Origin of the sequence: Vibrio sp. TH_r3 (assembly GCF_033101115.1) — a bacterium.
Classification (GTDB): Bacteria; Pseudomonadota; Gammaproteobacteria; order Enterobacterales; family Vibrionaceae; genus Vibrio.
The window spans coordinates 1-16,511 of record NZ_JAWMPW010000011.1 but is presented as its reverse complement, the minus strand read 5'-3'; the positions used below and the strand labels follow the sequence as shown (position 1 = coordinate 16,511).

Annotated in this window: 17 protein-coding genes; 6 read left to right on the top strand and 11 right to left on the bottom strand. The window is 40.9% G+C overall.

The genetic code is table 11. The features are described 5' to 3' along the window. Positions 1 to 51: 51 nt before the first annotated feature. The 9 genes from R3X26_RS10885 to R3X26_RS10845 form a co-directional block, all read right to left on the bottom strand. Positions 52 to 780, bottom strand: coding sequence for a DUF1365 domain-containing protein (locus R3X26_RS10885; RefSeq protein ID WP_317717339.1), 729 nt, complete (start codon positions 778 to 780; stop codon positions 52 to 54). Then, on the bottom strand, positions 777 to 2,042 hold the full coding sequence (locus R3X26_RS10880) for an NAD(P)/FAD-dependent oxidoreductase (protein ID WP_317717338.1): 1,266 nt from the start codon (positions 2,040 to 2,042) through the stop codon (positions 777 to 779). Before R3X26_RS10880 ends, R3X26_RS10885 begins: the two co-directional genes overlap by 4 nt. Next, entirely contained in the window at positions 2,039 to 2,761 is a 723-nt protein-coding gene (locus R3X26_RS10875) for an SDR family NAD(P)-dependent oxidoreductase (protein ID WP_317717337.1), read from the bottom strand. The genes R3X26_RS10880 and R3X26_RS10875 overlap by 4 nt, the downstream gene beginning before the upstream one ends. After that, entirely contained in the window at positions 2,761 to 3,192 is a 432-nt protein-coding gene (locus R3X26_RS10870) for a nuclear transport factor 2 family protein (protein ID WP_317717336.1), read from the bottom strand. Before R3X26_RS10870 ends, R3X26_RS10875 begins: the two co-directional genes overlap by 1 nt. A 251-nt stretch (positions 3,193 to 3,443) precedes the next feature. Further along, positions 3,444 to 4,388, bottom strand: coding sequence for a DUF523 and DUF1722 domain-containing protein (locus R3X26_RS10865; RefSeq protein ID WP_317717335.1), 945 nt, complete (start codon positions 4,386 to 4,388; stop codon positions 3,444 to 3,446). Between the two features lie 46 nt (positions 4,389 to 4,434). Further along, positions 4,435 to 5,184, bottom strand: coding sequence for a ChrR family anti-sigma-E factor (locus R3X26_RS10860; RefSeq protein ID WP_317717334.1), 750 nt, complete (start codon positions 5,182 to 5,184; stop codon positions 4,435 to 4,437). Beyond that, positions 5,177 to 5,815 carry a sigma-70 family RNA polymerase sigma factor gene (locus R3X26_RS10855; RefSeq protein WP_317717333.1) on the bottom strand — a complete coding sequence of 213 codons (639 nt, stop codon included), beginning with the start codon at positions 5,813 to 5,815 and terminating at the stop codon, positions 5,177 to 5,179. Before R3X26_RS10855 ends, R3X26_RS10860 begins: the two co-directional genes overlap by 8 nt. 64 nt (positions 5,816 to 5,879) lie before the next feature. Then, positions 5,880 to 6,560, bottom strand: a complete 681-nt coding sequence (locus tag R3X26_RS10850; protein ID WP_317717332.1) for an LON peptidase substrate-binding domain-containing protein — start codon at positions 6,558 to 6,560, stop codon at positions 5,880 to 5,882. A 152-nt stretch (positions 6,561 to 6,712) separates the two neighbouring features. Beyond that, complete coding sequence (locus R3X26_RS10845) at positions 6,713 to 8,104, bottom strand: SLC13 family permease (RefSeq protein ID WP_317717331.1); 1,392 nt, start codon at positions 8,102 to 8,104, stop codon at positions 6,713 to 6,715. Positions 8,105 to 8,317: 213 nt separating this feature from the next. Between R3X26_RS10845 and R3X26_RS10840 the strand changes: the two genes are divergently transcribed. After that, positions 8,318 to 9,253: an aspartate aminotransferase family protein gene (locus R3X26_RS10840; protein ID WP_317717330.1), complete on the top strand. Its 936-nt coding sequence runs from the start codon at positions 8,318 to 8,320 to the stop codon at positions 9,251 to 9,253. A gap of 186 nt (positions 9,254 to 9,439) precedes the next feature. Beyond that, positions 9,440 to 10,192 (top strand): serine O-acetyltransferase EpsC, encoded by a 753-nt coding sequence (epsC, locus tag R3X26_RS10835; RefSeq protein ID WP_317717329.1) that lies wholly within the window; start codon positions 9,440 to 9,442, stop codon positions 10,190 to 10,192. Between the two features lie 127 nt (positions 10,193 to 10,319). Here the strand turns inward: epsC and R3X26_RS10830 are convergent, their stop codons facing one another. Then, a complete protein-coding gene (locus R3X26_RS10830) occupies positions 10,320 to 10,769 on the bottom strand; it encodes a GNAT family N-acetyltransferase (protein WP_317717328.1) in 450 nt (149 codons plus the stop codon). Positions 10,770 to 10,958: 189 nt separating this feature from the next. Continuing rightward, positions 10,959 to 11,564: a short chain dehydrogenase gene (locus tag R3X26_RS10825; RefSeq protein ID WP_317717327.1), complete on the bottom strand. Its 606-nt coding sequence runs from the start codon at positions 11,562 to 11,564 to the stop codon at positions 10,959 to 10,961. Positions 11,565 to 11,697: 133 nt separating this feature from the next. Between R3X26_RS10825 and R3X26_RS10820 the strand changes: the two genes are divergently transcribed. The 4 genes from R3X26_RS10820 (at position 11,698) to R3X26_RS10805 (ending at position 16,267) form a co-directional block, all read left to right on the top strand. Then, positions 11,698 to 12,591, top strand: coding sequence for a LysR family transcriptional regulator (locus R3X26_RS10820; protein ID WP_317717326.1), 894 nt, complete (start codon positions 11,698 to 11,700; stop codon positions 12,589 to 12,591). A gap of 655 nt (positions 12,592 to 13,246) precedes the next feature. Continuing rightward, entirely contained in the window at positions 13,247 to 14,719 is a 1,473-nt protein-coding gene (gene ltrA / locus R3X26_RS10815; protein WP_317717412.1) for a group II intron reverse transcriptase/maturase, read from the top strand. A 232-nt stretch (positions 14,720 to 14,951) separates the two neighbouring features. Beyond that, positions 14,952 to 15,248, top strand: a complete 297-nt coding sequence (locus tag R3X26_RS10810; RefSeq protein ID WP_317717325.1) for a hypothetical protein — start codon at positions 14,952 to 14,954, stop codon at positions 15,246 to 15,248. Between the two features lie 308 nt (positions 15,249 to 15,556). Beyond that, complete coding sequence (locus R3X26_RS10805) at positions 15,557 to 16,267, top strand: hypothetical protein (RefSeq protein ID WP_317717324.1); 711 nt, start codon at positions 15,557 to 15,559, stop codon at positions 16,265 to 16,267. Positions 16,268 to 16,511: the final 244 nt, after the last annotated feature.

Below are 16,511 nucleotides of genomic sequence, written 5' to 3'. Positions count from 1 at the left end.
TATCAATACCAACATACTCTATCGATACCAAGCTAGCTTCGACCCATTAATTTAACTGTTTGGATGCGCAACAAACGGCACTCGTTTCAAAAACAGTTTTAATGCTTGCCAATAAATTCCAGCGACAATTTTCAGCGTCATCATAGGAATAGAACGCACTGTTTTAGCGATTTCTTTAGCAGTAAACTCACGCTTACTTAGCGCCAACGTGGCATCAAATACTTTATCGTTGTTGTGGTTTTCTATGTGGACTAACACATTTTTTTTAGGCGCGGACACTTTCCAGTGATAGGTCATATCCATCTGCATAAAAGGAGAAACATGAAACGCTTTTTTCACTTTCATATCACCGTTCATATCCACTAAATAGTAATGCCTTTGTCTCCATGGAGTATTACTCACTTCTGCTAACATATATTGACATTTCGCCGAAGCGTCATAGCAAAAATAACAATTAATAGGACTAAAATAGAGACCAAAACACCGAGCTTGAGCCAACATAGTCACTCTGTTTTCAGCAGACCAATCGCCACCTAATGCTTGCACCTTCTCACTTATACGTTGCTTTAGCGTTCCCGGTTCACTTTTTATGTAATCTTTTTCATTAAATCGAATTAAATTGAACCAACGCTCGCCAAACAAGCAACTTTGTTGAGATAAATTGTCCAATTCATCCAGATCGATAGCCAACATATACAACTTATAATTGAATATATGACCTATATCACCAAAGCGACGATGGCGTACATTACCCCAATAAATTCCACTGTTTGTGATCATAACGATTGCCCGAAGCGCTTAGTAACATCTAACGCACTGCGAACCCCATCTTCATGAAAGCCGCTGTACCAATAGGCACCAACAAAATGGCAACCATTTTTACCGCAAATCAGGTCGCGTTTCTTTTGCGCTTTAACGCTCTTATCATCTAAAACTGGATGATGATAAATAAAGCGACGTATCACTTTTTCTGGCGCAATAGCGTCACTTTGGTTCAGGGTTACGCAGAAGGTATCATCACTTTTCAACCCTTGAAGTATGTTCATGTTGTAAGTGACACAAGAAGGGCGAGATAAGTCACCATCCAGCATGTAGTTCCAACTCGCCCAAGCCAGCTTTCTATCCGGTAATAAACGCGTATCGGTATGCAATACCACTTCATTTCGACTATAAGGAATACCTGATAGCACGTCGAATTCGTCCCTCGTCGGGTCGGCTAATAAATTCAACGCTTGGTCGGAATGGCAGGAAAAAATCACATCGTCAAATACTCGCTGTTCACCATTTGTTAAGGTGATGGTTACCCCTAGCTCACCTCTGCTAACATTTAGAATGGAACATCCAGTTTCAATTGGCTTACGCAGTTTGGCTTGAATCGCTTCAACATAAGTTCTAGAGCCACCGGGAATCACAAACCACTGCGGCCTATCAACGATATTCAATAAGCCGTGATGATAGAAAAACTGGACAAAGAACTTAAGCTCAAACTGCTTCATCTCTTTTAAGCTTGTAGACCAAATCGCTGCTCCCATAGGCAAAATATAGTGTTCGCAGAAAAATTCGCTAAAATTATGCTGAGAGAGAAAGTCGCCCAAAGTACTTTTCTGTTCTATGTCATCATTATGAAAAGCTTGTTTACACAACTTATTGAATTTAATTATCTCAATAATGAGTTGCCAAAATTTGGGTCTGAATACATTTCTTCTCTGTGCAAAAAGGGAATTAATTCCGTGACCATTGTATTCAAACTTAGTTTGCTTGTTATGGACACTAAAGCTCATTTCGGTTGCTTGTCTTTCAATGCCTAAGTCTGACAATAAACGATTGAAATTGGGGTATGTGCGGTCATTAAAAACAATAAAACCGGTATCAATAGCGAACTGACTTCCTTGATGTTCAATATCAACCGTTGCAGTGTGGCCACCAACATAATCATTTTTTTCTAGAACGGTTACATCATTGTCTTTGTCGAGTAAATATGCACAGGTTAAGCCCGAAATACCTGATCCAATAATGGCTATTTTTGTTTTTTTAACTGTCATTTTTCGCTCATCCTAGTGGCTAATTTGTTCCAAAGTGACGAAGGTAAAATACTCAAACACTTCATAATAAAAATAAACAGAGCTGGAAAACTAATATCTGAACGTCCTTTTGCAACGCCAGTGATTATTTTCTCGGCCGCCTGTTGGCTTGAAATCATCATCGGCATAGCAAAAGTATTTTTGTTGGTTAACGGCGTTTTTACAAAACCAGGATGGACAACGGTCACGTTTATACTGTTACCACTCAAGGTTGTTGTCAGTGTTTTAGCCAAATAGGTTAACGCCGCTTTAGATGCGCCATACGCCTCCGCTCTTGGTAAAGGTAACAACGCCGCGCTAGAACTGACCAAAACCAAACGTCCTCCGGGTTTAATATGTTTCAACCATGTTTGTAAACTATAGCCCACCGAAACCAAGTTGATATTAATAACACGCTCAAATTTTTCAGCGTCAAAATTTAGTGCATCGTCAATATATTCACAGTCACCCGCATTTAAAATCAGTAAATCCAGTGGGGCAAAATCTTCGCTTACTTGCGGGTAATTTTGATAATCAGTGAGGTCAAAGCAGAGCGGCTCTATCGACGGATAATCGCTACATAGCGTTTGTAATTTAGCCGAACTACGACCACAAGCGGTAACTTTATGCCCTTGCTTTGCATACTGCTTAGCTAAGTCATTGCCAATACCAGAAGTTGCGCCAGTAATTAAGATCTGCATTATTGACCCGCCCTTTGTTTGATGGTTTTAACTAAAAACCCAATCAATGGCACATGCTCATAAATCATCGCACCAACATCCAGATAATCTCGATGAAAAATAATCAGGTCATCTTGTACTTTCAAATGAGAATGCCCTTCAACAGAAACGGGTTTGTGACCATTTAAGTTTTTATGTTGGAAGGTCATTGTCCAATAAACTGCCGCTTCTTCATCAGATTGCATCACATGATCAATCACGAAATCGCAATAACTTATATTGCTGTAACTGCTATCAAAACTATCTAACAGCGCATGGATGCCGTTCACTTGATGCAAAGGGTCAATAAAAGTGACATCAGGATGGTAAATTGTTTGTAATGTGGCGAGATTATCGGTTCTCAATTCACTGTACACATTGATAAATTTTTTAAGCCACAATGAACGCTGCATATAACCTCACCTTTTGTTGGATTCGACACGGTTTTATCCGTTGATATAGTTTTATATACGCATGACATATTAGTATGGATCAGAATTTTTTGATAAATAATAGAATAACTTAGTAAAGATAGGCCAAAATTAGTTAAATAGCATAGTTGGATCTATTGGATGACGTAGGCTTGACATTGTAGGCTTAAAGCTAGTTAAGCGGAAAAACAAAAAATGGACGCAATGTCCATTTTTTATTACTTTAAACTAACCTAATAGCCATAGCGTAAGCGCAAGGCTTTGGGATGTGGGTTGAGGTAAGTTTGATCAGCCAAGTATTGGTTAGGAAATTCCAATAAATAGTGATTAATCAAGGTTAATGGAACCAATAAAGGCGTAACACCATTTCTATAAGCATCAATTTCTTCGCTCAACTCTTTACGCTTCTCTTTAGTCAGTTGCTTTTTAAAGTAACCTTGTAAATGCTGCAACGTATTACTGTGACTACGTCGAGTCGCTTTAATCGTTAGTGCTTGCATTAACATCGAAATGTATTTATCCGCCACCACTTCAATATTGTCTTCTGGATTAGCAAGCAAACGACCCAGTTTTTTATAGCTTTCTATATGGTGGCTCATCACCAAATATTTATGCGTGCTATGGAAAGTAATCAATTTGTGATGAGTAAAGCCACTAGCTTTCAAATCCAACCATTTCTGGTAGGTAAAAATACGCGTGATAAAATTTTCGCGAATAATCGGATCATTTAAGCGGCCATTTTCTTCGCAAGGTAATAACGGATTGTGCGTCATAATCTGTTTGGCAAACATACCAACACCTGTCATTTCTGAGCCTTTACCATCATGTTGGTAAACCTTAACTCGTTCCATACCGCAACTCGGGCTTTTGGCACAAAATATAAATCCGGCTAGATCCTCGGTTTGCTTCGCGTGCGATTGACCAAATTCAGTTAATGCTTGCGTAACATCACCAGAACCATCTGGGCGAGAAACTTTGATTACATCATCAATAGAAATTTGACGTATTGTTGGGCGTGGAGTGGGTAAACCTACGGCGACTTCTGGGCAAACTGGTTTGTATTCCGCAAACTCACTCAATTCTTCCATACAAAAATGAGAACGTTTGTGGCTTTTGTCATATCGAACCTGTTGGCCGGAAACACAAGCACTAATACCTAATTTTAGTTTCTTATCCATTATCCTATCCTCGCCATATTAACTACTACTCAGAGTCAATATGCTGTCAATAAATGAGCTTTCCAAGTGGGTTTAATAGCTTGCTCATACCTTGAGTAAAATGTATTGCGTCACTTGAAACGGTTAAACAAACACACCCTTCTGATGTGATCGGGTTATGTGTATGACTGCCGTCTAACCACATAAAGTCTCCCGTATTGTATGTACCCATATTATCGCTAAAACTCCCTTGAAGCAGTAAGGTTATTTCAAAACCTTTATGAGTATGTTGAGGAACGTTTCCTCCCTTAGCGATATGCAACAAACTCATACGTCGCTCGTCATCATCAAAATTCATCCGAGCTCGTGCAATTTTTCCTAAACCTTGCCACTCTTTTAACGCGATAGATTTGACTGCGTTAGGCAACGAAACCCGTGTTCCATCCACATCAATTTGTGGCACGGTTTTAGGTAACACATCTTCACGCTGCACTGGTAAATCTGTAATGGCATTGATCATATCTATCGATACGTCGTCAGCTTGAGTGTTAACAAATTGATGTGCTTCATCAGCCTGCAACCTTGTAAGCATAGTCGTTTCTGCAGCATCTGCTACCAAATCAAAATCGGTTTCTGAATCGAATCCGTCTGTTGCGCCAAACTCTTGTATTGCTGCCATTTCCGTAAACTGATGGACCAAATTCTGGCATTTTGGGCACATTTCAACATGGCTTGCGACAATAACCGCAACCGAAGGTTGTAAATTTCCCGCCACAAATTCTTCCAATACAGCGTCTGTTGGGTGATGATTAATCATGATCATGGTCTCCCATTTGCTGTCTAATTTTTTCTAACGCCAGTCTTAAGCGCGATTTTATGGTACCAATCGGAACGCCGAGTTGTTGAGAAAGCTGCTCTTGAGAAAGTTCTTGGTAATACACGCCCTGCACCACTACCTTTTGAGCTGTAGGCAAAGTATCAACGAATTGCTGCAGCCTTTTGGTCATCAAGTGGTCTTGGAATGGGCTAACTTGATCGCTGTTCTCATCTAGTGCTTGCTCCAATGGCCAAATATCATCGCCTATATTTTGCTGGGGATGATTTTTTACTTTTCTCAGGTAATCAAAACACGCGTTTCTCATCACTGTGTAAACCCAAGTCGTTGCTGCACCTTTACTGGCATCGTACAAATGGGCTTTTTTCCACACATTAGTCATGGTGTCCTGGACCAACTCCGTTGCTTGGCTTTCGTTATTAAACTGTTTAATACCAAAGCGTTTAATTTTAGGAGCAAAAAAACCAAACAATTTAGTAAAAGCATCTTTATCTTGGTTTTTCGCAACCAAAGATAACCAATGCGACAGCTCAGGATGAGCCGATTGAGTTAATGGCTTTGTAATGGGATGTCCTACCGTTATCAGATCTGTTTGTGCCTCTATCTGCTGCATCGATCCACGCTCAATTGGAATAGTTATAAACCATTACGTTAGCAAAAATAAAAAGGATCACTTTTTATTTATCTTTTTCGCACAGAGAATCAAGGAGTTTTGTAAGTTGCTCTAATTGCAATGGTTTAACAAACTTCTCTTTCTCTGTCAAAGAGAGAGGAATTATCTCCAACAATCGAGCGCATACCCATTCATAGTAGTCGAAATACTGCTGTTTATATAGGTCATTTAGTGGTTTATGACTTTGAAAAATACCTTGTAAAACGGTAGAGAATTGCTGATGCTCTTCGCTGTTATCAAAACTTAGCTTGTCACTAGTTACTTCGGTATTTTGTTGTTTAGACCAATCACTCACTAAAGATGGTTCTACAGACCAATGCGGCAACGTTTCCGCGTGAGCTAATAACAATCCATCTTGCTGATAGCTAAAGTCCGATAAGCTCACTAAGCCGACCGCCAGCACATCAACTTGCAAAATACCATCTTCACCTTGGTCAAAATCGACAATTTTTACGTGAGCTCCCCAGTCTGCAGCGTTGAATGCTCTCTCTTGGTGATAAACAGACATAACAAATCCGTCGGTTTCATTTGCATTCGCCACCATGGCCACGTATTTCGCTTCAAAAATACGCAGCCTTTGCATTCCTCCGGTTAGCAAAAAAATCGGTAATGGAAATACAGGCAAAATATTGACGTTATGGCTCGCTTGAGAGCTTTTTTCCGCTTCGGTATTAGATTCAGTCACAGCTCGTCTCTTTAATTTAATTAACGACAACTGTACGCATTAGTGGTGCAATAGGATCACATTAATATGCTACTTATTTCAATTTAAGCATAAAAAATAACAGCAAACCGCTCCCATCACCTTACGAATTCGATCTCAAGTTTACTTTTTCACTAGACCCAGCCAAGTAGCCACCACCACACGAAATCCAATGGAAATAGTAACAAAACCGTGACCAGCGTTAGTGGTATGGTCACTTTGACCAATTTTACTAACGGCTCTTCCGACAACTGCATGGCAATAATCAAAGGAGCGACTTGATAAGGAAAAATAGCGGTAGAAAAACCGAGTACTTGAGTCATCAATACTGCGGTAGTTGAAAAGCCAGTAGCATTGGCAAAATTTTCAGCCAAAGGCGAAAGAACCGCAGGAACTCCAGGGATAGTCGTCACCAATCCCGTCACAACAGAGGTTAAAGAAAGCGCCATAAAACTGAAGAAAGAACCAGAAGACGATGATGGTAGTAGTTGACTAAATGCTTCTCCCATATAATTACCGATACCTGATTCGTTTACTAGCATTCCTAAACCAAGCGCAGAAGAAACAAATATTACCGTGCCAAAATCGACCGAGCTGTTAAAAGATTTTGGTGGAATAACCCCTACTTTCGGTAGTAACAAAATAATAGCCGTAACCAATCCAACCCAAGCAGGATTAACGCCATGGATCGTATCTGTCACCCAGAACAACAAGGTAATAGCAAGTAAGATAGCCACTTTCTTTTGTAGTTTACTATCGTATTGTTGTTGCTGATTATCAGATTCGACACGCTGATTTGGTAAAATTTCATCAGGAAAAATTTTCAACACTAAGAGTACGATAAACAATGATTTAACCACACCTAATACCGGAAAGTGCAGCAGTAAATATTCGGTATAACTAAACTGAATGTCGTAAAGTGTTTCACTCGCACCAGCAAGAATCATGTTAGGAATATTCGCAGGCAGAACAGCAAAACTTGGCATATTGCATGCCAAAGCTAACGCAACAGCAATGCCTATTCTACCGTTACTCGCTTTTTGAAAACCAACCTGGTCGGCAAGCGCCATTCCTATTGGTATCAATACTACCGCTCGACCCACCGATGATGGCATAACAAAACCGAGCAACATGGCACTAGCAACCAATCCTGTAATCAATCGGCTATAACTTGTCGTTAAATGAGGCGCAATAACCGAAGCTAATTTTTTACCCAGCCCAGAAGTGGAAATCGCCGCTCCGATAACAAAGCCCGAGATAATTAACCATACGGCTGTGGAACCAAACCCAGAAAAAAGTAAGGTGGGATCAAGTAATTTAAACGTAGCAGCCAAGGCAAAAAAGATAAGTGCAACTAAAAATGGGGGCATAATGCTTGTTGACCAAAACGTTAACGTAATCAAAACTAAAGCCGCACTATTTGAAAATTCGCTTGGTTGGCTGTCTATCGGAAAAAAGACTAACCAAGCCGCAATGGCGATTGAAAGCATAATCGCCATCTGCTTTATACTAAATCGACAGTTCATGCCAATGTCCTTTATTAAAAACTAATTAAGTTATTGCTAATGTAGAGCATACTACATTGAGCAAAAATTATTGCAACCTTAGATTTGTCTAAACCTTTTGTTGTTTGCGTAAGATTGTGGCTAGTCAATGAGATCGCATGGCGGGCTTATTTCTGCTACAAAACGAGTTTCAATGATATTGTGTGTTGTGTATAAACACTTAAAACTCAACATGTGTTAGATAAACAATTTAGTCGCTCATGGCATGGTATTACTGAGGCCAGTGGCGGTGCAACATATTGTTCTGCTCGAAAAAATGGCTACCCGCCAGTTCCGGGGCAATTAGCTATTCCGACACCTTATGAATACCGCCCTGATTTTGTCGATAAAGAAGGTAATCTGGATTGGAAAAAGCAACTAGATTACGGTTTTGAAATGGTTGATGCACAATCGGTCGGTAGTTTAGCTGCATGCATTGTTGAACCTATCCTATCTGGTGGCGGTATTCTTGTTCCGCCTCCCGGTTATCTGGCCGCGTTAAAGAAAAAGTGTCATGAACGTGGAATGCTTTTAATATTTGATGAAGCCCAAACTGGTTTTGGTCGCACCGGTTACTGGTATGGCTTTCAGCACGATGACGTCACCCCGGATATTTTAACCCTATCAAAAACGTTAGGAGCAGGACTGCCTCTCGCGGCTCTTGTGACTTCAACAGAAATTGAACAAAAAGCTAAAGACAATGGCTTCGTCTTCTTCACGTCACATGTTAATGATCCTCTGGTAGCAGCAATTGGATGCACTGTAATGAACGTACTTGAACGAGACAACATTATCGAGGAAGTAAGAGAAAAAGGCGATTATTTAGCCGTAGCGCTGAGGAAAATGGTAGAAAAACACCAAGTCGTTGGTGACGCCAGAGGCCGTGGTCTGCTACAGGGAATCGAAATTGTAAAAAACAAAACAGATAAAACACGCTCTGAGGAAATTGGCGACTTAATCACACAAGAATGCTTTAAGTTAGGTTTGCATATGAACATTGTATGCCTACCAGGTATGGGAGGGGTTTTTCGCATAGCTCCACCTCTTACCGTCAGCTACCAAGAGCTGGACGAAGGGATTGCCATTCTTGATAAAGCAATTACTGAAGTTGAAAAGACCCTTTGTCAATAACACTGCATTGATTGTTTACCAGCGGATAAAGCCAATCTAACAGGTTCAACCTCTCACCAGTTAGGTTGGCTTTATGTTCAGCGTAAATTGCGCCAAGTTGGCTGACTCGTCAAGTCGGTGCATATTGTTGCGTGCATTACTACATTGTTTATTAATAACTTTTACATAAAATTACAGGCGATTACGATGATCTGGTCAGAGATTAATAAACAAGCCAATCAGCTACAACAAAGCAATCACCGATTAAGTGCTTACCTTGCTGACAAAATATTTTCATATGATAATTTTGCCGATGCGTTGGTCGGTAATCTAGCGGATACCTTAAAGCAGCATCTCTCTCGACAAGTGTTCGTCGATTGGTTTTCAGAGTTGAACCATCATTACCCAAACATCGTCAAAAGCGCCACCTCAGACATTAATCACTTGGTTATGTCCAATCCAGCTTGCCCAGATCATCTTACTGCATTTTTGTCGTTCCGAGGCCTACTAGCCGTACAGGCATACCGCTTTTCTCATGCGATATGGCACGAAGGTGATATTCAAAGTGCTGTACTTTTGCAAAACTGGATATCAAAAGAATGGGATATAGACATACATCCCGCTGCCAAACTGGGGAAAAATCTATTTATCGACCATGGTATGTGCATTGTCATCGGAGAGACCGCTGTGATCGAAGATAATGTCAGTATTTGGCATGGCGTGACTCTAGGTAGCACCCTAAACGAAGCTGGAGACAGGCACCCTAAAATTCGTCAAGGAGCGCTAATTTGTGCTGGCGCGACCGTATTAGGCAACATTGAAATAGGCAAAGGTGCGATTGTTGCAGCAAATTCCGTGGTACTCAAACCGGTGCACGAGGGCGTCGTGGTTGCGGGGGCTCCCGCAAAACAAGTTGGTAAAGCTCCGGCCAATTTAGTGACATTAACAACTAAGATTTAAGTATTTTAGCTAACAATCAGCGCTGAATATCAATGGTATTAAGAATCAATAGTAGATTGGTCACAGTAATCCTGAGTAGGTACTGTGTCCTGCGAACCTGTTCCATACGAAACTATGTCATCCGAAACTATTTCATACGAACCAAGCGCATTGGTATAAACCTAATGCCATTCAATTCAGACTCATCACCTGATACCACAAATCCGTTCCGTTCATAAAAACTCACAGCATTGACTGAAGAGCGAAGATTAACTTCTATTGCTGCTGTGTTATTCAATAAGTAAGTTAGTAGTGCTTTACCTATTCCATAACCTTGACAAGATTTGGATACAAAAAGATGAGTGAGATAGTTGCCATTGCGAAATGCACCGTAACCAACAATTTGACCATCTATGACGGCTTTAACTGTAGTAAACGTTGATGCATTTAATGTAGTCTCAATATCACTTAACACTCGTGTATTGAATTCACTCCGCCCCTGAGCGTTCAATAATGGTAGAACGTCACGGTCAGCTACATCCTTGACTAAAGCAAGGATGTTAGATAAATCACTTTCTGAAACCGCGTTGATATCCATATTTCCCCTTGATATATAATATCTTTAATAGTCTGCTGGTTTGCCTAAACTCTGCAAGTTTATTGACTGCTTAGCAAGAGATTACTGGTAATGGAATTCACAACAAAGTTCTGCCCAAAGCTTGTTAACGCAAATACTCTATTAAAAAAGAAGCACGCTATGAAAGGCGTGCTTCTCAATTCGAATCCGTTAAGCATCCACGAACAATACTTCGCCGTTGATAAACCCGTCAACGGAACGCTCAAACGCTTTACCAACCAGTTTGCTTGGTACTGGCTCAAAGCCAGGCATCATTTCCCCATAAACTTCCCATGCTTCTTCCAATACTGTTGGGTTCACAACGTTGATACGTGTACCACGTGGCATTTCGTGTGCAACACACTTTACAAAGGTATCGATAGCACCGCTTGTCGTTGCATCAGCAATCGCATAAGGGATAGGTTTTACATTTAAGATGCCACTGATTAGAGTGAATGAGCCGTTATCTGCGATATACTCTTGGCCAATACGAACAAGGTTGATCTGTCCCATCATTTTGCTCATTACCGTGGTCATCCATTGTGATTCACTCATTTCAGCAAATGTTGCATACTCACAAAAACCAACCGTGTTAACAACAGCATCAAAGTGACCGACTTTTTCATATAGTGCTCGAACCGAGCTTTCATTGGTAATATCAACAATATGGTCAACATTACCTGAGCGACCTGCGGTAATCACTTTATGATTCCCTAGACCTGTTAGTGCCGCTTGTCCCATCTTACCCAAAGCGCCAATTAGAATTACTGTTTTCATTACTTACTCCATCTCTATGGTTTGTTTTGACAGGAGCTATGTTAATGATCAAGTAAAACAAATAGAAACAACATTTCTTTGTAAGTGATACAATAAAAATTGGTAACACTTGGCTAGGCAAAAGGTAACTTAAGTGAATAAGCTAGATAGGCTAGATATTAAACAACTCAGAGTCTTTCAGGCGTTGATTAGAGAGCAGAGCGCATCGAAGGCAGCAAATCAACTCGGCTTAACCCAGCAAGCGGTAAGCGAGCAACTTAAAAAACTACGTGAGGTATTTGGAGATCGACTGTTCCTTAGAAAAACCAATGGTTTTTTACCCACGCCTTTAGCCGAAGAACTCTCTCTAGAAATCGATAAACTGCTTCGAGATTTTCAAGCACTCCTCTCTCCAAAAACGTTTGATCCAAACACGATAGAAGGTACCTATGTCATAGCAGCTACAGACTATGCGCAACAAGTTGTGCTGCCATCATTGATTGCAATGTTGAGGGTTCAATCGCCAAACTTAAAAGTCATTGTTAGAGATTTTGAATTAGATAAGTTAAATGACTTAATGGAAAGTGGAAAAGTGAACTTAGCGATAGCATTTCCTGACTATATACCTGAGTCTTATCCAATCATTAAGTTGTTTGAAGAGCATCATGTGTGTATCACATCCAATGATTCAACGATTTCCAAAGTAAACCCATCACTCAAAGAAATCGCAGCCTATCCAGCAATTATTGCTTCGCCTTCTAGACCGAATTTTAAGGGGTCAATAGATGAATGGTTCAAGCAGTTTGGCTTAGAGCGTAATGTTGTTGTGTCAGCACCTTGTTTCTCCGTGGTGCCTCTTTACCTTGAAACAACCGATTCTATTGCTTTTTTGCCTTCGAGAGCAGTAGAAGGATTGAATGTGACGCAAATCGATATGAGCGAGTCACCCGAATCATTTGATGTTATTGCCGCATGGCACCCTAGATTTAGCGATGATCCGCTACAAAAGTGGGTTGTTTCTCTGTTAGAGGAAAAGTACCTCGAATAGGTCGTTTGAGCATTGTTAGCATAACACGAAAATGTCCAGAACCTTCACAGTTGGCACTTCGTAACTCGGAAGTGCCCGTGCGACCTGAAGTCGTATGAAGCGTTGTTCACCGCGATAAGAGTGAACCGTCTGTATCACCAGACGACCCTAGGATCCTGAATAAAGCAGCGGATCTGACAATGTAACGAAACTTGGCCGTCAGGCTTAGTGGGAACAGAATCGTAAGAGGATGCTCCTCCTGAAAACCACAATTCGGGTAAGTGCTAGGGAGTCAATATGATGAACGTATGTGAATCCATTAAAGGTGCGTTATACGATGAAGCAGCGGAAGTGGTTAATACGCTGTGGCCAAAATGGCAATGAGAGTCGGAAAGGAGTTGGGCATTGGCCTTTCGTGATCAGAGTACTCTCCGCACTAGAGTGGGCATCTAAGTTGACATTTTACGTAACATACGGAACAGGGTAAGCCTGTATCACTCCCGATGGGAAAGCCTTTGTGGCCGATAGTGATGCAGGTATAGGAGGTCGGAAAAAGCGAAGGCTGCATTGTAACGATGCAGATACAGACTTGTGTCTGGTCACGAAAGTGAGCCCACTTCCGACTGGTCTCCCGTTGCGAGAGAATTTGAAGAACTTTATTCAAGGAGAAACGCAAATGATGATTTCAAAAGAGATTAGTGCCTCTCCTGACAGCGCTCAATGGCAGTCAATCGACTGGAAAACCGTTGAAACGCATGTATTAAAGCTCCAGATGCGTATCGCAAAGGCAGCTCAAGAAGGTAAACACGGCAAAGTGAAAGCTTTGCAATGGATACTGACTCACTCTCGCTCAGCAAAACTTCTTGCGGTTAAGCGAGTATCTCAAAACAAAGGCAGTAAAACGCCTGGAATAGATGGTGTCATCTGGAATACAGATACACGCTGCATGAAAGCAGTGAATCAATTGAGTCGAAAAGCTTATCAAGCTAGACCACTCAAGCGTATCTATATCCCCAAAAAGAATGGCAAACTTCGACCACTGGGTATCCCTTGCATGATAGATAGAGCGCAACAAGCGCTTCACCTATTGGCATTAGAGCCTGTGTCGGAAAGCCTTGCAGACCCTAACAGTTACGGTTTTCGACCAAAACGCAGTACGGCTGATGCTATCGGGCAGTGTTTTATCTGCTTGAGTCAAAAGCGTTCAGCGCAATGGGTTCTTGAAGGGGACATCAAAGCCTGTTTCGACAAAATCGGGCACCAATGGCTGATGGATAATGTTGCCGTTGATAAGCGTATGTTGGGACAATGGCTAAAGTCTGGCTTTATAGACAAAGGGCTGTTCTATGACACCAATGAAGGCACGCCCCAAGGTGGGATTATATCCCCAACCTTGATGTTAATGACGCTTTCAGGTCTCGAACAGTGTATTAAGTCTACCGCTCTCCAAAAGGGAGCAAGAGCCAACTTTATTGGATACGCCGACGATTTCGTCGTCACTTGCGCTTCAAAGGAAGTGCTTGAGAACGATATCAAACCGTTGATTGCTGACTTCTTAGCTGAACGAGGCTTAACACTCTCCGAAGAGAAAACGCACATCACTCACATCAACGATGGCTTTGATTTCCTAGGTTTTAATCATAGGAAGTACAAAGGAAAATTGCTCATTAAGCCGAGTAAATCCAACACGTTAATGTTCTTAAGTAATCTGCGTGAACTCATCAAAAAGCACGTAAGCCTTCCAGTGAATGATCTTATCAAACTGATAAATCCGAAACTCAGGGGATGGTCGAATTACTATCGACACTGCGTTGCTAAACAGGTATTCGGATATGTAGGCCACAAGCTGTTCCATGCGTTATGGCACTGGGCTAAAAGGCGTCATCCAACAAAGTCTAAAACTTGGATCGCCCTAAAATACTTCGTCAACCGTAAAGGCCAATGGCAGTTTCACGGTTGGCAGAAGATCATGGATATGGATTGCCAGTTTAATCTCTTCCAAATAGCCAAAGTGCCAATAGAAAGGCATGTAAAAATCCGAAGTGCAGCTACACCATTTGACCCTCAATACCAAGAATACTTGGCAAAGAGAAAGCCCAAAAGGTTGGCACGTAACTCTTGGATCGAACCTGCTCCGACTGCTTTATAAGTTGCTGGGTATCAAACGATGCCTTCGTGGAGGCTTGAGCCTAGTGCAGTGAAAGTTGCACGCTGGGTTCTTAGAGGGGCGGCACTTGGTAACAGGTGTCGTCTACTCGACCATTGTGTGTTTCGAATATGTGGCGGCAAACTTCAATAAGCTGAATTTGACTTAGTTTCTTTTATGCTAGTACTGTTTGTAATCGACTGAAATTTATAATAACCCAATAATCGAGGTATTGATGGAAAGTTCCGACTGGATAGCCTTACTAGCAGTATTTATTGCATTGTGTTCAGCATGGTTTGCCTACAAAACTTGGAGAGAGTCCAAACGAGCAAACATTATTAATGAAATTGCTGTCCACCAAAAAGATTATGACCATTTCTTTGAACGTTTTCGTGATGAGTTCACTAATTTCGATAACAATAAAGACTTGGGTGAGAGCTATGCTAAGGCATGTCGAAAGTCAGCCGCTGATTACCAGCAAGGCTACCGTCATGCTGAAGAAAAACTGAAAGAGCTTAGAGCCAAACTTTGAAGAACAAAATTGCCCCAAACTCATTTAGTGCATTTAATCGATATTTTTAGTGTCTTCAAATTTAAGGTAATTTTTCTAGTGTTTGGCAACTACTATATAAGCCTTTTTAACTGATTATGCGTACAGGTTATCGGAACCGGTACGGTAGCTAAGCATTAAAATGGCTTGTTTTTATGTGATGTCTAGCTGTGAAATGCCACAGTTGTACTCTAATTTTTAGAGGCTTATGTTAGATTGAGTGTTAGTCACGCTGGTTGGAAAACGAGCCGACCTATTATTAAAATGTTATACGTTTATCGAGGTTCGTCATGTACTTACATCTGTTGCTAAAGTTTGGAAAGAAAAGTTATCTACCTGACTTTCGGCGTGTTGGTCGTATGCGCCTTGGTCGCTTTGCCTCATTTCGTCAATTCGATAATTGTCAGATTGGTGATAAAAATGAAGGTACACACAAAATTGAAACTGCGAAGAGCGTTAACGTTTTGAGGAAAAATCCAGAGACAAATGAGTTCGAGCAAATACTTGATTCTGCTGAAGCCAATGTCAGGATCAGGCATTACAATGATCTAAACGAATCATCTCGTATTTTCTGCTTTTACTACGCAATAGTTGATCTTACGAAAGAGGTTCGACTTTCCGAAGTAATAGACAAAGACATGTTGCAAGAATTCCAATACGACTATGTGGTTGGTATCTACAACTTGAAAAAATTCTACAAGAAACTTGATGATTGCCTTGATAAAACAGACTTTCCTTATCGTCGTGGTATGGTTGAATACGTCGATTTAAGTCAGGGTAAAGAGCAAGTGTCACCTTTTGAAAAGGATCTTCGTTTTTCCCATCAAAGAGAACTGCGATTGTGTGTTCAAAACGTAGCTGATGATGCTCCTTTATATATCGAAATCGGTGATATAAGTAAATTTAGCTTTGAGTGTTCGGTTGATGAAATTGAATTTTATTCATTTAAAACTATAGAAGCTAGTGTATTGGAAAAAACGTATAACAAATCAATTAAGTAGGATTCATGAATGAGTGCAGACTCGCTTACACTCAAACTTAGCGTATGTTCATTCACTGCTTATTACGGCGTTACTTTTCCCATACGCTAGATAATCCATAATTTACTAAATTAGAAAAGACGCAACTCGGAATTGTCCAAAAGTTACTTAGAATTGTCGGTGTGGTGTACTCTATTTCTGAGGACAATAGGGGGTGTTTTGGTGAGCTTGCTCTCTGTACAAAGAAAAGAGGCTGACGTTCCAG

Bases quoted from the DNA above. Each gene is read 5' to 3' on its own strand.
- R3X26_RS10810 (WP_317717325.1), top strand. From the start codon at position 14,952: ATGGAAAGTTCCGACTGGATAGCCTTACTAGCAGTATTTATTGCATTG.
- R3X26_RS10860 (WP_317717334.1), bottom strand. From the start codon at position 5,184: ATGATTAATCATCACCCAACAGACGCTGTATTGGAAGAATTTGTGGCG.
- R3X26_RS10825 (WP_317717327.1), bottom strand. From the start codon at position 11,564: ATGAAAACAGTAATTCTAATTGGCGCTTTGGGTAAGATGGGACAAGCG.
- R3X26_RS10880 (WP_317717338.1), bottom strand. From the start codon at position 2,042: ATGACAGTTAAAAAAACAAAAATAGCCATTATTGGATCAGGTATTTCG.
- R3X26_RS10845 (WP_317717331.1), bottom strand. From the start codon at position 8,104: ATGAACTGTCGATTTAGTATAAAGCAGATGGCGATTATGCTTTCAATC.
- epsC (WP_317717329.1), top strand. From the start codon at position 9,440: ATGATCTGGTCAGAGATTAATAAACAAGCCAATCAGCTACAACAAAGC.
- R3X26_RS10805 (WP_317717324.1), top strand. From the start codon at position 15,557: ATGTACTTACATCTGTTGCTAAAGTTTGGAAAGAAAAGTTATCTACCT.
- R3X26_RS10870 (WP_317717336.1), bottom strand. From the start codon at position 3,192: ATGCAGCGTTCATTGTGGCTTAAAAAATTTATCAATGTGTACAGTGAA.
- R3X26_RS10885 (WP_317717339.1), bottom strand. From the start codon at position 780: ATGATCACAAACAGTGGAATTTATTGGGGTAATGTACGCCATCGTCGC.
- R3X26_RS10875 (WP_317717337.1), bottom strand. From the start codon at position 2,761: ATGCAGATCTTAATTACTGGCGCAACTTCTGGTATTGGCAATGACTTA.
- R3X26_RS10830 (WP_317717328.1), bottom strand. From the start codon at position 10,769: ATGGATATCAACGCGGTTTCAGAAAGTGATTTATCTAACATCCTTGCT.
- R3X26_RS10855 (WP_317717333.1), bottom strand. From the start codon at position 5,815: ATGCAGCAGATAGAGGCACAAACAGATCTGATAACGGTAGGACATCCC.
- ltrA (WP_317717412.1), top strand. From the start codon at position 13,247: ATGATGATTTCAAAAGAGATTAGTGCCTCTCCTGACAGCGCTCAATGG.
- R3X26_RS10865 (WP_317717335.1), bottom strand. From the start codon at position 4,388: ATGGATAAGAAACTAAAATTAGGTATTAGTGCTTGTGTTTCCGGCCAA.